Origin of the sequence: Paraburkholderia sp. JPY419 (assembly GCF_050435705.1) — a bacterium.
In the GTDB taxonomy this organism is placed as follows: Bacteria; Pseudomonadota; Gammaproteobacteria; order Burkholderiales; family Burkholderiaceae; genus Paraburkholderia; species Paraburkholderia youngii.
The window spans coordinates 181817-194322 of the sequence record NZ_JBNDKV010000001.1 but is presented as its reverse complement, the minus strand read 5'-3'; the positions used below and the strand labels follow the sequence as shown (position 1 = coordinate 194322).

Here is a 12506-nt window from a genome sequence, read left to right as displayed (position 1 = left end):
GCTCGGTATTACAATCGTTCCGTGGCTTTTCGACACGGACGATCGAAGAGACTCCGCCCTCCGCGGTTGTTGCAAGGTCCCCGAGCGCGATGATGCCTACGACATGGCTTTTGGTCGGGAATCGCATAGTGCACATAGCAGACAATAAAGACGGCGAGCAATCCAGCGCTGAACGACATGGCCGTAATCATTTGACCTTCCTCTCCTGCAATACTCGCGATTTCGGATTGCCACTCGCTAGCCTAGAGCACGCCTGGTTTTCAAGCCGGTTGCAGCGGGCGCGTCGGCCATGAGGTGATCGTCAATATCGATCCTGACGACTGACGGTGCAAGGCGCGACCGTTATCGCGCAAAGCCCGACTAACGCGGAATTCGAAGCGTCAGTCGACTTCCGAGAACCTGCTCCCCGCATCACATCTCTGTCACATACCCTTTGTAGGATTCGGTTATCCACTTATCTAGATAACCGCATATGAGCTTGTACGCTGTCAATCGAGAGCAGGGCGAATCCTTGTATGCCCAGATCGCACGACAACTGGAACAGGAAATCGCCAACGTCTACGCACCTGGCGACTACCTGCCATCCGAGGGCGAACTCGCGTCACGTTTTGGGGTGAACCGGCACACGCTCCGTCGTGCCATCGACGAGTTGGTCGAGGCCGGCCTGGTGGAGCGCCGTCATGGCCGCGGCATCCTTGTGCTCGATAACCAGATCGACTACCAGATCGGCAAAACCACCCGCTTTACCGAAACCCTGAACGCTCAGGGTTTGCTGGCCGGAAACCGCATCCTGCGCAAGCAGACCTTGCCTGCCAGTGTGCGCGTTGCCGAACGCCTGGCCATCCTGGAAGGCGAGCCCGTGCATTGGCTGGAAACGTTACGAAGCGTGGACGGCAAGCCGATGTGCCTCATTTCGCATTTTTTGCCAGCACAACCCTTCGCCGATCTGCTGGTCCGTTATCAAGGCGACTCCCTTCACGCTTTTCTGAACGCAGAGTATGGCTGCCAGCTCCGTCGCGTCGATAGCGCCGTCACGGCAGTGCTACCTCAAGGTGACGACGCGCGAATCCTTGGCATGCCGCAAAACCGGCCAGTGTTGCGGGTCAAGAGCGTGAACTTGGATGAGCGCGACAACAAGCCGGTCGAGTATGTGATTACCCGGTTCCGCGCAGACCGCGTCCAGTTGCGCATTCCGCTGCTGTAAAGGGTCTCGGGTCATCCCTGAGCGAAAGGCCGCGGCCTTCGGGCCGCATGAATCGGCTAAGAAATCTAACTACTTCACAAAGCTTCTAGAGCTATATGTATATTCAGAAGGACAACTCATGAACGCGATAGCGTCGCAGCCCGCTCGCGGGGACTGGATGCGCTACTGGACGAACGTGCCGGCACAGCGCATTCGCGCACTCGCGCGTCAATTCGGTGAGCAATTTCAGGTGGAAGACCTGGAAATCCCGCAATCGGGCCTCGCCTTGGTGCCACTCACCGACGCTGCGATGGGCGAGACTTACTACCTCGGTGAGATTCCGGTCGCAAAGGCGCATGTGCGCCTGACCGACCCACAAGGCGGCACCGCCGAAGGCGCGGCGATCGTCATGGATGACCGCACGAGCCTGATTCGCGCACTCGCGGTTCTCGACGCGGTAACGGCTGCCGCCTGGCCTGGGCATGATGCGGCCGTGGAACTTCTTCGTGAAGGCAAACAGATCGTCGAGGCAACCGCGGCCGATCGCAAGAAGCTGCTGGCGGCAACGCGCGTGGACTTCGCGTTGCTCGCCGCGCAGGAGGACGATGATGAATGAGCTGCAGACGCATATCGTCTCGCATCCGGCCGACTGGACACCACTGGTTCAGCAGCGCGCATTTCGCCGCATCGTGGATGCGTTTTCCTATCCCGGGCGAATTAACGAACTCCAGACTCAGGCTACGCATGTGCTGCCACTCGTGCTTGCGACGCTGGCCGATCCCGCAACCACACTGGCCGATCCCGGCGAACTGGTAGCTGCGGCGGACCGTCAGCGGCTCGGTGCGAAGTCCGCCAGCGCGGATCAGGCCCAATTCGTCGTGATGCCGGGCAGTCAACTACCCGCTGTCGAGCCTGCTTTCGGCACGCTCGACAGCCCGGAAAGCGGCGCAACACTCGTACTGGTGGTCGATGAGATCAAGCAAGGTGGCGAGCTCGTCCTCAGCGGTCCAGGCATTCAAAGCAGCGTTTCGCTGCAGGTGTCGGGAGTCGACCCGCAGTGGTGGAAGTTGCGCAAGCAATGGAACAGCGGCTTCCCGCTTGGCGTCGATCTGGTACTGCTGGACGAGCGCAGCGTAGTCGCACTGCCCCGCACGATCAAAGCTGCCATCGAAGGAGGCCGGTAATGGGTTATGTGGCTATCAAGGGCGGCGGCCGGGCGATCGAGGGCGCAGAGCGTGTCGTCGACGCGTTGCGTACGGCCGAGGGCGAGCACGGCACGCCGCTGACCCTGCAGACGATCGAACATCAGCTTCGTTCGCTGACCTCGCGAGTGGTTTCGGAAGGCGGGTTGTATCACCCGCGCCTCGCCGCGCTCGCTATCAAGCAGATGCAGGGCGATACGCTCGAAGCAGCGTTCGCACTGCGAGCCTATCGTTCGACCAAGCCTCGACTGCTCGAGGCGCCCGTACAGCACACGGGCGAAATGCGCGTGATCCGCCGTATCTCCAGCGCGTTCAAGGACATTCCTGGCGGCCAGATGCTCGGTCCGACCAACGACTACGCGCTGCGCCTGATGCGCCTCGACCTCGCCAACGAATCACCCGAAGCGTTCCGCTCCGTTGCACGCACGTTTCTCGACTCGATCGACGAAAGCGATCTGCCCGACACCTTCCCGAAGGTCGTGGATGCACTGCGCGCCGAAGGACTGCTCCCGGCGCTGCAGCCGTCACGCATCGAGCCTTTCGATGTCACGCGCGATCCGCTGATCTTCCCGGTTCCGCGTTCCGCCGCCCTCGCGACGATGGCGCGCGCCGAAACCGGCTCGCTGCTCGCGATCGCTTACTCGAACATGCGCGGCTATGGCGATGTCCACCCGACTGTGGCCGAACTGCGTGTCGGCTATGTGCCGGTGCGGCTTCCCCATCCGGTCACGGGCGAACTCGTCGAGGCCGGCGAGGTGCTGATGACCGAGTGCGAGATGGTCGCGATGTACGAAGACGACGACAGCGGCGGCCCACCCGTCTTCACCCTCGGCTATGGCGCGTGTTTCGGCCACAACGAAGTCAAGGCGATCTCGATGGCCGTGCTTGATCGTTCGCTGCAGAACGGCATGCGAAACGGTCCGACCAATCCGTCGGAGGACCCCGAGTTCGTGTTACTGCATATCGACGGCGTCGATTCGATGGGTTTCGCGAGCCACTACAAGATGCCGCATTACGTCACATTCCAGTCGGACATGGACCGGCTGCGCACGACCCAGCAAAAGGCTGCGGACAAGCAGACCGAACAGGATGCACAAGGAGTCGAGCTATGAACGACCTCTACGAACTGCCGCTCGACGAAGCAGGTTACAACTTTGGCTTCCTCGATGAATACGCGAAGCGTGAGATCCGCCGCGCGGTGATTAAAGCGATCTGCGTTCCCGGCTACCAGACGCCGTACGCCTCTCGTGAAATGCCGATGGGCCGTGGTTTCGGTACGGGCGGTCTGCAGCTCACGCTGTCCCTCGTCGGTCCGGACGACACGCTCAAGGTGATCGACCAAGGCTCCGACGACTCGGTCAACGCGGTCAATCTGCGTCACTTCGTCGAACTCACCTGCGAGGGTGTACAGACCACCGAGCACACCAGTGAAGCCACGCTGATCCAGTCGCGCCACCGGATTCCCGAAGTCGCGTTGACCGAAGAGCAGATTCTCGTCCTGCAGGTGCCGTATCCCGATCCGCTGGTCGTCGTGGAACCGTCCGAGGCGCGCCGCAAGACGATGCACGGCGAAGGCGACTACTCGCGTCTGCTGACCAAGCTGTACGAAGACATCGTGCAGTTCGATGAAATCACTATCTCGCATCGCTATCCGACGCGTATCAACGGTCATTACGTGATCGACCCGAGTCCGATTCCGCGCTACGACGTGCCGCAGCTGCACATGTCGGCCGCGCTCGTGCTGCTTGGTGCGGGACGCGAAAAGAAGATTTATGCGGTGCCGCCCTATACCCGCGCGGACCCGCTCGCGTTCGACGACGTGCCGTTCCGCACCGAGGACTTCCACGACGAGCACGGCAATCGCCGCGCCTGCGTGCGCTGCGGCTCGATCGACAGTTTTCTCGACGAGATCATCGGCGAGGACGGCGACAAGTCGTACCAATGTTCGGATTCGGACTACTGCAACGACTATCGCAACGGCCGCACTCATCAGACGGCCAACGCAACGAACGAAGGAGCAGTCCAGTGAGCCCCATTCTTCAAGTGCGCGGCTTGACCAAGATTCACGGCACAGGCTGCGAGCGCTGCATAGAAAGCACCGGCCCGGAACAGGACACCAACATCTGCCCGCATTGCGGTTCGGTGGTGGCTGCCCACGACGTCAGCTTCGACCTGCGGCCCGGCGAGATTCTCGGGATCATGGGTGAGTCGGGGTCGGGCAAGTCGACCGTCGTCAAAACACTGTACTTCGATGAGAAGCCGACCGCGGGCACCGCGCGCTTCTTCGATGAAGACGATGACTGGGACCTGTTCGCAGCGAATGCCGCCGCACAGCGCTGGCTGCGCAATCATCGCTTCGGCATGGTGTACCAGAACCCGCACCTCGGCTTGAACTTCAACGTGTCGGCCGGCGGCAACATCGCCGAGCGCCTGTTGATGAACGACGTGACGCTGTTCGGCGAGATCCGGGAGCGCGCACGCGATCTGCTCTCGCGCACCGAGGTATTGCCCGAGCGTATGGACGAGTCGCCGAAGAAGTTTTCGGGCGGCATGCAACAGCGCGTGCAGATCGCGAAGGCACTCGCGACCCGTCCGCCTCTGCTGTTTCTCGATGAAGTGACGACCGGTCTCGATCTCTCGGTGCAGGCGCGCATCCTCGATCTGATCCTCGAGATCCAGCAGGAACTCGGCACGGCGATGATCGCCGTCACGCACGATCTCGGCGTGATCCGCTTGCTGGCGGGCCGCACGATCGTGATGAAGTACGGCCGCATCATCGAGTCGGGACTGACCGACCAGATTCTCGAAGACCCGCAGCATGCGTACACGCAGCGGCTTGTGGCCTCCGCTCTCTGAGGTAAACCAATGTCCGCGATCCTGACCGTTAAAAATCTGAGCAAGCACTTTGCGCTGCACGATCAGCGCAAGACCATCCCGTCCTGCGCGAACGTCTCGTTTGCCGTCGAGCCGGGCCGCCTGTCCGCGCTGATCGGCCCGACCGGTGCCGGCAAATCGTCGGTGCTCAAATGCATCTACCGTACTTACCTGGCGAGCGCCGGGAGCCTGCTGTTCCGCACCGCAGCCGGTGAGACGGTCGATCTCGCGCAGGCGTCCGAGCACGAAGTGCTCGCGCTGCGCAAAGACGAGATTGGCTTCGTCACGCAATTCCTGCACTGCCTGCCGCGCAAGGCCGCCGTCGATGTCGTGGCCGAGCCGCTGCTCGTGCGCGGCGCCGCGCGTGCCGAAGCGCGCGACAACGCGCGTGGAATGCTCGATGCGCTGCACGTGCCCGAGCGTCTTTGGGAAGTGCCCCCTGCGACCTTCTCGGGTGGTGAAAAGCAGCGCGTCAACCTGGCGCGGGGCCTCGTCGCTCGCCCGCGCCTGTTGCTCCTCGACGAACCGACCGCAAGCCTCGATCCGCGCACCACCGACAAGGTTGTGGAGATCCTGCAAGGGATCAAGGCCGAAGGTGTGGCGATGCTCGCCATCTTCCACCACCCGGACCTGGTAGAGCGCCTTGCCGACCAGGTGATCGAACTGGCACCGCCGGTTGTCCACTCCCCTGTTTCGGAAGCGATCACGCAATGAGCCGCCAACTCCTGACGAACGCAACCGTCGTTCTCGCTGACGAAGTGCGTGAAAAGCTCGCCGTACTCATCGAGGACGGCAAAATCGCGGCACTCGACCCAGAGCACACCGCCGGAGCGACCGTGGTCGACCTGCAAGAACATACGCTGATCCCAGGTATGATCGACCTGCACTGCGACTCGCTTGAAAAAGAGGTGGAGCCTCGTCCCGGCGTGTATTTCCCGATCGACTTCGCTTGCGCGCAGGCAGACAAGCGCAATGCGTCTGCGGGCATCACCACGGTATTTCATGCGCTGTCTTTCGCGAACCGCGAGTTCGGCGTACGCAACAACGAAACGGCAGCCGAGCTCGGCCGCTCGATCCACGCCTGGCAGGCGCATGCGCTGATCGACAACAGATTCCATGCACGCTTCGAGGTGACCGACGTCACCGCCCCTCCGGTTCTGTCGTCGTTGATGGACGAAGGTGTGATCGACCTGATCTCGTTCATGGATCACAGCCCGGGTCAGGGTCAGTTTCGCGACGTGGAGTCGTTCCGCAAATACCTTGCGAACGCCTACAAGGCCGACGATGCCACGCTCGACGAGATCATGAAGCAGAAGGCAGAGGCAGCCAGAGGCGCGATCGAACGCATGCAGCAACTGGCTGCGCTGGCGCGCGCCAAGGGTGTCGCAATTGCAAGCCACGACGACGATTCGGCCGCCAAGGTCGACGTGGTACGCGATCTCGGTGCGACGATCTCGGAATTCCCGATCAACCTAGAAACGGCCCAGGCCGCGCGCAGCAGCGGCATAGCCACGCTGTTCGGCGCGCCGAACATTCTGCGCGGCAAGTCGCAGTCGGGCAACATGCGTGCGCTCGATGCCGTGCTGGCAGGCGTCGCGGACTGCCTGTGCGGCGACTACTCGCCTGCCTCGTTGCTGCCAGCCACGTTCAAGCTGCCAGAGGTCGCGGACGTTTCGCTCGCGCACGCCGTCGCGCTCGTGACGCGCAATCCCGCACGGGCAGCCGGGCTAAACGACCGCGGCGAGATCGCGGTCGGACAGCGCGCCGATCTGGTCGCAGTCCAGCGGATAGGTGGGTTGCCGCATGCGGACCAGGTGTGGTCTCGCGGCAAGCTCGTGCTCGGCGCGAGCCGCGTGCATCACTGAGGCCGCTTCCATGTCAGGCAATCTGGTCTACGTAAGCGGTCCTTCCGGCAGCGGCAAGGACAGCCTGCTGCGCTATGCGCGCGAGCAGTTGTCCGGCCACGCCGGGATCTGCTTTGCTCATCGCTACATCACGCGCGCAGCGGACGCCGGTAGCGAGAATTACGTCGCGCTGAGTCCCGAAGAGTTCGCGGCGCGCAGCAACTCGGACCTGTTCGCGCTGAACTGGGCGAGCAATGGGCTGCAATACGGTATCGGGGCCGAGATCGACCATTGGCTGGATAAAGGGTTGACCGTCGTGATGAACGGGTCGCGCGAATACCTGCCGCATGCACGCACGCGCTACCCCCGCCTCGTGCCGGTGGAAATTGCAGTGCCGCAAGCGGTACTGCGTGAACGCCTTCTGGCGCGCGGTCGCGAAACGGTCGAGCAGGTGGAGCAGCGCCTGCAGCGCAACCATTTGCTCGAGCAGCGCTCCGGCAAAGTGGAGCTCATCCGCAATGACGGCGATCTCGAACAGGCGGGAGAGGCACTGGTTTCGCTGATTCTCCGCTGCGCGGAGCCATCATGATGCGCGTTACCTTCCTCGGCACCGGCGCGGCAGGCGGCGTACCGCTCTACGGCTGCAACTGCCCCGCATGTACGCGAGCGCGAGCCTTACCCGCTTGCGTTCGTCGCCCCTGCAGCGCGTTGATCGAAACGGACACGACCCGCGTTCTGCTCGATGCCGGACTGATGGACCTATCCGAGCGTTTTCCCGCTGGAAGTTTCGACGCGATCGTACTCACGCACTTCCATCCAGACCACGTGCAAGGGTTGTTCCATCTGCGCTGGGGCGTCGGGAAATCCATCCCGACCTGGGCTCCGCCAGACAGCAACGGTTGCGCCGATCTGTATCGCAACCCGGGCCTGCTCGCATTTAATCAGGCAGAGAAATTCGGCACGTTCGATCTCGGTGACCTGCGTTTCACGGCGCTGCCGCTGATCCATTCCAAACCAACGTTCGGCTATGCGATCGAAGGGCCGGCCGGAGAACGATTCGCCTATCTGACCGACACGATCGGCTTGCCGCCTTCCACGCTGGAGTGGCTGCAGGGATGGGGGGCGTTTTCGCTGGCTCTCGACTGTTCGTTCCCGCCAAAGGCTCAACCGGGCAACCACAACGACTGGAATACCGCTTGTGCGCTGATCGAGCAGCTGCGGCCAGTACGTACATGGATGACACATGCATCCCATACGTTCGATACGTGGCTACTTGAGCAATCAGAAGACGTCATGCCAGAAGGCGTTTTGATCGCGCGGGACGGCATGGCTCACGTGCTTCCCCGTGATTTTCGGACTGCACAGACGTCCGAGGGGGCCGCCATGGCCAGCTAATCCGCGCGGCATGAATCGCATGTGTCTTCAAGATGTCACTTTACTTAGTACGACGAATATCGCAACGAATCAGGAAAGGAACATATCGACATGACTTCCCGAACCACCATCAAGACCGACGCCTTAACCCGGCTCGATCACATGCCGTGGACCCGCTTCCACACCTTGCTGACGGTCGCGCTGGGAGTGGGCTGGACGCTCGACTCTTTTGAAACCAATATCATCGGTAGCGTGTTCGGCACGATCAAGGCGCTTTGGCACCTCGACGCGGCCCAAAGCTCACTGGCCGTAAGCGTGTGGGTGCTCGGCATTCTGGTCGGCGCGGTCGCGTTTGGCTACCTGGCGGATCGCTTCGGCCGCAAACGCCTGTTCCTGGCTACGCTCCTCTGGTATGCCGCGTTCAGCGTGGCAACCATCTTCGCGTGGGATTACCACTCCTTCCTCGTGTTCCGCGCGCTCACCGCGCTCGCCGTGGGCGGCGAATACTCCGCCGTGACGGCCACCATGGGTGAATTCATTCCGCGCCGCAATCGCGGACGTACCGACGCGCTGATCCTGTCGGGTTTTCCCCTCGGTGCCGTACTGTCCGCCGTTGTTTCGTACTACGCGCTGAATCTCCTGCCGCCCGACATCGCGTGGCGCGTAGGTTTCGGCCTGGGTACCACGATGGCCCTGATTTTCTTCTGGATTCGCCGCGTCATTCCCGAATCGCCGCGCTGGCTTCTGCAGCAAGGGCGCGTGACCGAAGCTGAAGCAATCGTCGATGAAATTGCCGCGTATGCAAAGGGTGCCGGGATCAGCGCGGCAACCGAAGCGCAGAAACGCTATGAGCCCACCGTGATCGTGCCTGCACACCCGACGTTCTGGCGCAACGTGAGTGAGCTGGTTGGCCGCTATCGCGGACCGTGCGGCCTTGCCAGTGCTTTGAACTTCTCGCAAGCCGTCGTTGTGTATGGCGTACTGTCGTTGATGGCGCTCGTCATTCTGCCGTACATGAAAGTGCCTGCTGCTGCAATGCCGATCTACTACATTTACGGCAACGTAGCGGCTTTGCTCGGTGGCTTCCTGGCATCGCGTGTGCTCGAGTCGTGGGGGCGTCGCTCGTCGCTGTTCACAAGCTACACGTTCACTGTGCTCGCTATTCTGGTGGTGTACTTTGCGCAAACGCTGCCTTCCATGGTGGTCGGCTATTGCCTGATCCAGTTTGGCGTCACGTGGGGCTATATCTCGGCTTACGTGGTTTCGTCTGAGATCCTGCCGACGCGGTTGCGCGCGTCGGGTTTGGGCGTGTCCGTTGCTTTCGGTCGAGTGGGCGCAATGATTACGCCGCTACTGTTGACCAGCGCCTTCAGCACGACGGGTACCCCTTCCGCACCGTTGCTCGTACTGCTGGCGCTTGCGCTGCCCGGTCCGGTTGCCGCCGCGATCTGGTGGGTCAAGGGACGCGAAACCCGGAATATTTCGCTGGAGGAAGGTAGCGATGATGCGTTGACGGAAGCCGCACCGCAGCATAATTTCCGAACGCGCGAAGCGTAGACGCCTGGAAAGTCAAAGGGCTGCGGAGAAATCTCTGCAGCCTTTTTTTCATTCTGGTTTCGGAATGGCCACCGTCGAGTCGTGCCCCGATACGAAGGAGGTACTTGCATGAGTGCACGGCATGCCCAAGGGCATCAGTACAGATTTCATTTGCAAATCCGTTTTGCAGCGCGCCCCGCACCAGACCATATCTGTTTGCAAACATGGAATTGCGGGGAAAGACGAATATTCATACAAAACAGTCACTTAGCGAGATAGGTCGGGACGGGTATTGTTTGCACACATCCATCTATCGCGGTTTTTTCAATCAACGAGTGCTGATCGGCGTCGGGTTTGATTTGCCATAAATTGTCACTTAGAATTTTCCGCAAGGCCTCCTTAGGAACCGATGACATGCCTTCGAACAACGGAAAACCGGTGTCGTCGTTCGTTCCTCGGGGAATGCCCGGCCTCTGGGTCATCCTGTTCGTCATCTGGATGGTCGCGAATGCATCGCTCGCGGTCGAACCCGCTCTTGTCGGTCTCGTCATTACCTTGGTCGTCGCGCGTGTCTTCGTATCGTCGAGCGAAGCATGGCGGCGCCTACGTCTAACGCCAGCCGCGCCGTATCACTTCGCCGCGTATAGCGTGACTTTCATCGTCGAGCTCGTACGCGCCAATCTGAATGTGATGGCGCTGGTGTACTCGCCGCGTATCGACATCAAGCCCGGCATCGTCAAGGTTCGCACCCGCCTCCAAACACCACTCGGCCGTCTCGCGCTCGCCAATTCGATTGCGCTCACGCCGGGCTCGCTCGTGATGGATATTCGGGACGACATACTTTTCATTCACTGGCTCGACGTGAAGACGACCGATATCGACGAAGCGACCAACGCACTCGTCACACCGTTCGAAAAGCATCTGGAGAAAGTCTTTGGCTGAGATCATGCTCCGGATCGCCGGCGTGCTGATCTTGTTCGCGATCCTGTTCGGCGTGATCCGTCTCGTGATCGGCAAGACACTCGTCGACCGCATCGTCGCGATCGACGTGCTGACGGTCATCTCGCTATCGCTGATCGCGCTGTATGCGCAGTTCTCCGGTCGTTTCGTCTATATCGACGTCGCGCTCGTGTACGCACTGCTCAGCTTTCTCGCGGTGCTCGCGATTGCGCGCTTTCTTGAAAGGGGGCTGTGAGCGATGCTCGAACTGCTCCTGCTGCTGATGTGCGCGAGCATCCTCGTGAGCGGGGTGCTGGCCGTCTGCCTGAAGAATCTGCTGGCCGCGATGGTGAGCTCTGGACTCGCAAGCCTGTTCGCGGCGGTCGCCTTCCTGCTGCTCGCCGCGCCGGACGTCGCGATGGCCGAAGCCGCGATCGGCTCGGGACTCACGACTTTCGTCTTTCTGTACGCGATCCGCAAAACCGGCTATCAGAAGGGCTAGCGCATGTTCGAACTGACCGGCAGCGTGTTCATCCTGTTGGGCGCCGTCTTTCTGTTCTCCGCCGGCCTCGGGCTGCTGCGCATGCCGGATGCGTATACGCGCATTCAGGCCGGCACCAAGGCGTCGACGCTCGGCAACATGCTCGTGCTGATCGGCCTCGCGTTCTACCACCCGAGCTGGACCTTCCGTCTGATCCTGCTGATCTACTTCGTGCTCGTGACCAACCCGCTGTCCTCGCATGCGTTATCGCGCGCCGCCTGGCTGATCCGCACGCCGATGACCCCGTCCACGATCACCGACGCGCTCGCCGACGAAGACGCGCGCACCGCCGGGAAGGCCGAATCATGATGCGTCGCGTGTTCGGGCTGCTGACGGTGCTGCTGTTCGCGGTCGTGTTCTGGCGAATTGTCGGCGGCTATTCGGAGTTGCAGGGGCTGCGCCCGCTCGCCTGGTACTACGTCGTCAGAGGGCCGCTCGAACTCGGCGCTCCGAACATCGTGACCGGCATCCTGATCACGTTTCGCGGCTTCGACACGCTCGGCGAAGTCGCGGTGCTGTTCATGGTCGCGGCGAGCGTCGGCGTGCTGCTGAAAGAGGAAAGCGCAACGCCCACCGCTGTGGCGGAAGAAGCCGCGCTTGCGCGCCGGCCCGCCGGCGAGATCGTACATACCGGCAAACAGGTGCTGCTGCCGATGATCTTCACCTTCGGCGGCTACGTAATCGTCAACGGCCATCTGTCGGCGGGCGGCGGCTTCCAGGGCGGCGCGATCGTCGCATCCGCGGTGATGCTGATGTTGCTCGCGCGGCCCCGCTCGACGCTGAACCTCGCGCTGCTGAGCGTCGTCGAATCGCTCGCGGGCGTGCTCTACGTGTGCATCGGCATTCTGGGCCTCGTGCTCGCGGGCGGTTTTCTCGACGCGCGCTTTCTGCCGCGCGGCGAATTCGGCACGTTCTTCAGCGCCGGCGCGATCCCGCTGATTTCCACGCTGCTCGGTGTCAAGGTCGGCGCGGAGCTTAGCGTCATCATCGACCGGTTCAGAAGCTGAACGAAA

Annotated in this window: 16 protein-coding genes; all 16 read left to right on the top strand. The window is 61.7% G+C overall.

What is annotated here, in order from left to right; all coding sequences use genetic code 11:
* Nucleotides 1–472 precede the first annotated feature (472 nt).
* The 16 genes from phnF (at nt 473) to QFZ91_RS00805 (ending at nt 12500) form a co-directional block, all read left to right on the top strand.
* Nucleotides 473–1204 carry a phosphonate metabolism transcriptional regulator PhnF gene (gene phnF / locus QFZ91_RS00880; RefSeq protein ID WP_429565893.1) on the top strand — a complete coding sequence of 244 codons (732 nt, stop codon included), beginning with the start codon at nt 473–475 and terminating at the stop codon, nt 1202–1204.
* Between the two features lie 118 nt (nt 1205–1322).
* Nucleotides 1323–1799 (top strand): phosphonate C-P lyase system protein PhnG, encoded by a 477-nt coding sequence (gene phnG / locus QFZ91_RS00875; RefSeq protein ID WP_429565892.1) that lies wholly within the window; start codon nt 1323–1325, stop codon nt 1797–1799.
* Nucleotides 1792–2367 carry a phosphonate C-P lyase system protein PhnH gene (gene phnH, locus QFZ91_RS00870; protein WP_429565891.1) on the top strand — a complete coding sequence of 192 codons (576 nt, stop codon included), beginning with the start codon at nt 1792–1794 and terminating at the stop codon, nt 2365–2367. Before phnG ends, phnH begins: the two co-directional genes overlap by 8 nt.
* On the top strand, nt 2367–3497 hold the full coding sequence (locus QFZ91_RS00865; RefSeq protein WP_176378577.1) for a carbon-phosphorus lyase complex subunit PhnI: 1131 nt from the start codon (nt 2367–2369) through the stop codon (nt 3495–3497). The genes phnH and QFZ91_RS00865 overlap by 1 nt, the downstream gene beginning before the upstream one ends.
* Nucleotides 3494–4414 (top strand): alpha-D-ribose 1-methylphosphonate 5-phosphate C-P-lyase PhnJ, encoded by a 921-nt coding sequence (locus QFZ91_RS00860; RefSeq protein WP_429565890.1) that lies wholly within the window; start codon nt 3494–3496, stop codon nt 4412–4414. Before QFZ91_RS00865 ends, QFZ91_RS00860 begins: the two co-directional genes overlap by 4 nt.
* The gene (locus QFZ91_RS00855) at nt 4411–5241 is read left to right on the top strand and encodes an ATP-binding cassette domain-containing protein (protein ID WP_429565889.1); all 831 of its coding nucleotides are present in this window, start codon (nt 4411–4413) and stop codon (nt 5239–5241) included. The genes QFZ91_RS00860 and QFZ91_RS00855 overlap by 4 nt, the downstream gene beginning before the upstream one ends.
* Nucleotides 5242–5250: 9 nt before the next feature.
* Entirely contained in the window at nt 5251–5973 is a 723-nt protein-coding gene (gene phnL, locus QFZ91_RS00850; protein ID WP_429565888.1) for a phosphonate C-P lyase system protein PhnL, read from the top strand.
* Nucleotides 5970–7124 (top strand): alpha-D-ribose 1-methylphosphonate 5-triphosphate diphosphatase, encoded by a 1155-nt coding sequence (locus tag QFZ91_RS00845; protein ID WP_429565887.1) that lies wholly within the window; start codon nt 5970–5972, stop codon nt 7122–7124. Before phnL ends, QFZ91_RS00845 begins: the two co-directional genes overlap by 4 nt.
* Before the next feature lie 10 nt (nt 7125–7134).
* The gene (gene phnN, locus QFZ91_RS00840; RefSeq protein WP_429565886.1) at nt 7135–7692 is read left to right on the top strand and encodes a phosphonate metabolism protein/1,5-bisphosphokinase (PRPP-forming) PhnN; all 558 of its coding nucleotides are present in this window, start codon (nt 7135–7137) and stop codon (nt 7690–7692) included.
* Complete coding sequence (phnP, locus tag QFZ91_RS00835; RefSeq protein ID WP_429565885.1) at nt 7689–8498, top strand: phosphonate metabolism protein PhnP; 810 nt, start codon at nt 7689–7691, stop codon at nt 8496–8498. Before phnN ends, phnP begins: the two co-directional genes overlap by 4 nt.
* Before the next feature lie 90 nt (nt 8499–8588).
* Complete coding sequence (locus QFZ91_RS00830; RefSeq protein WP_176378570.1) at nt 8589–10034, top strand: MFS transporter; 1446 nt, start codon at nt 8589–8591, stop codon at nt 10032–10034.
* 393 nt (nt 10035–10427) lie between these two features.
* Entirely contained in the window at nt 10428–10955 is a 528-nt protein-coding gene (locus QFZ91_RS00825) for a Na+/H+ antiporter subunit E (RefSeq protein WP_429565884.1), read from the top strand.
* Nucleotides 10948–11208, top strand: a complete 261-nt coding sequence (locus tag QFZ91_RS00820) for a monovalent cation/H+ antiporter complex subunit F (protein WP_176378568.1) — start codon at nt 10948–10950, stop codon at nt 11206–11208. Before QFZ91_RS00825 ends, QFZ91_RS00820 begins: the two co-directional genes overlap by 8 nt.
* Before the next feature lie 3 nt (nt 11209–11211).
* Nucleotides 11212–11454 carry a hydrogenase subunit MbhD domain-containing protein gene (locus QFZ91_RS00815; protein ID WP_018433708.1) on the top strand — a complete coding sequence of 81 codons (243 nt, stop codon included), beginning with the start codon at nt 11212–11214 and terminating at the stop codon, nt 11452–11454.
* A 3-nt stretch (nt 11455–11457) separates the two neighbouring features.
* Nucleotides 11458–11802, top strand: coding sequence for a monovalent cation/H(+) antiporter subunit G (mnhG, locus tag QFZ91_RS00810; RefSeq protein ID WP_176111604.1), 345 nt, complete (start codon nt 11458–11460; stop codon nt 11800–11802).
* Nucleotides 11799–12500, top strand: a complete 702-nt coding sequence (locus QFZ91_RS00805) for a Na(+)/H(+) antiporter subunit B (protein ID WP_429565883.1) — start codon at nt 11799–11801, stop codon at nt 12498–12500. Before mnhG ends, QFZ91_RS00805 begins: the two co-directional genes overlap by 4 nt.
* Nucleotides 12501–12506 lie beyond the last annotated feature (6 nt).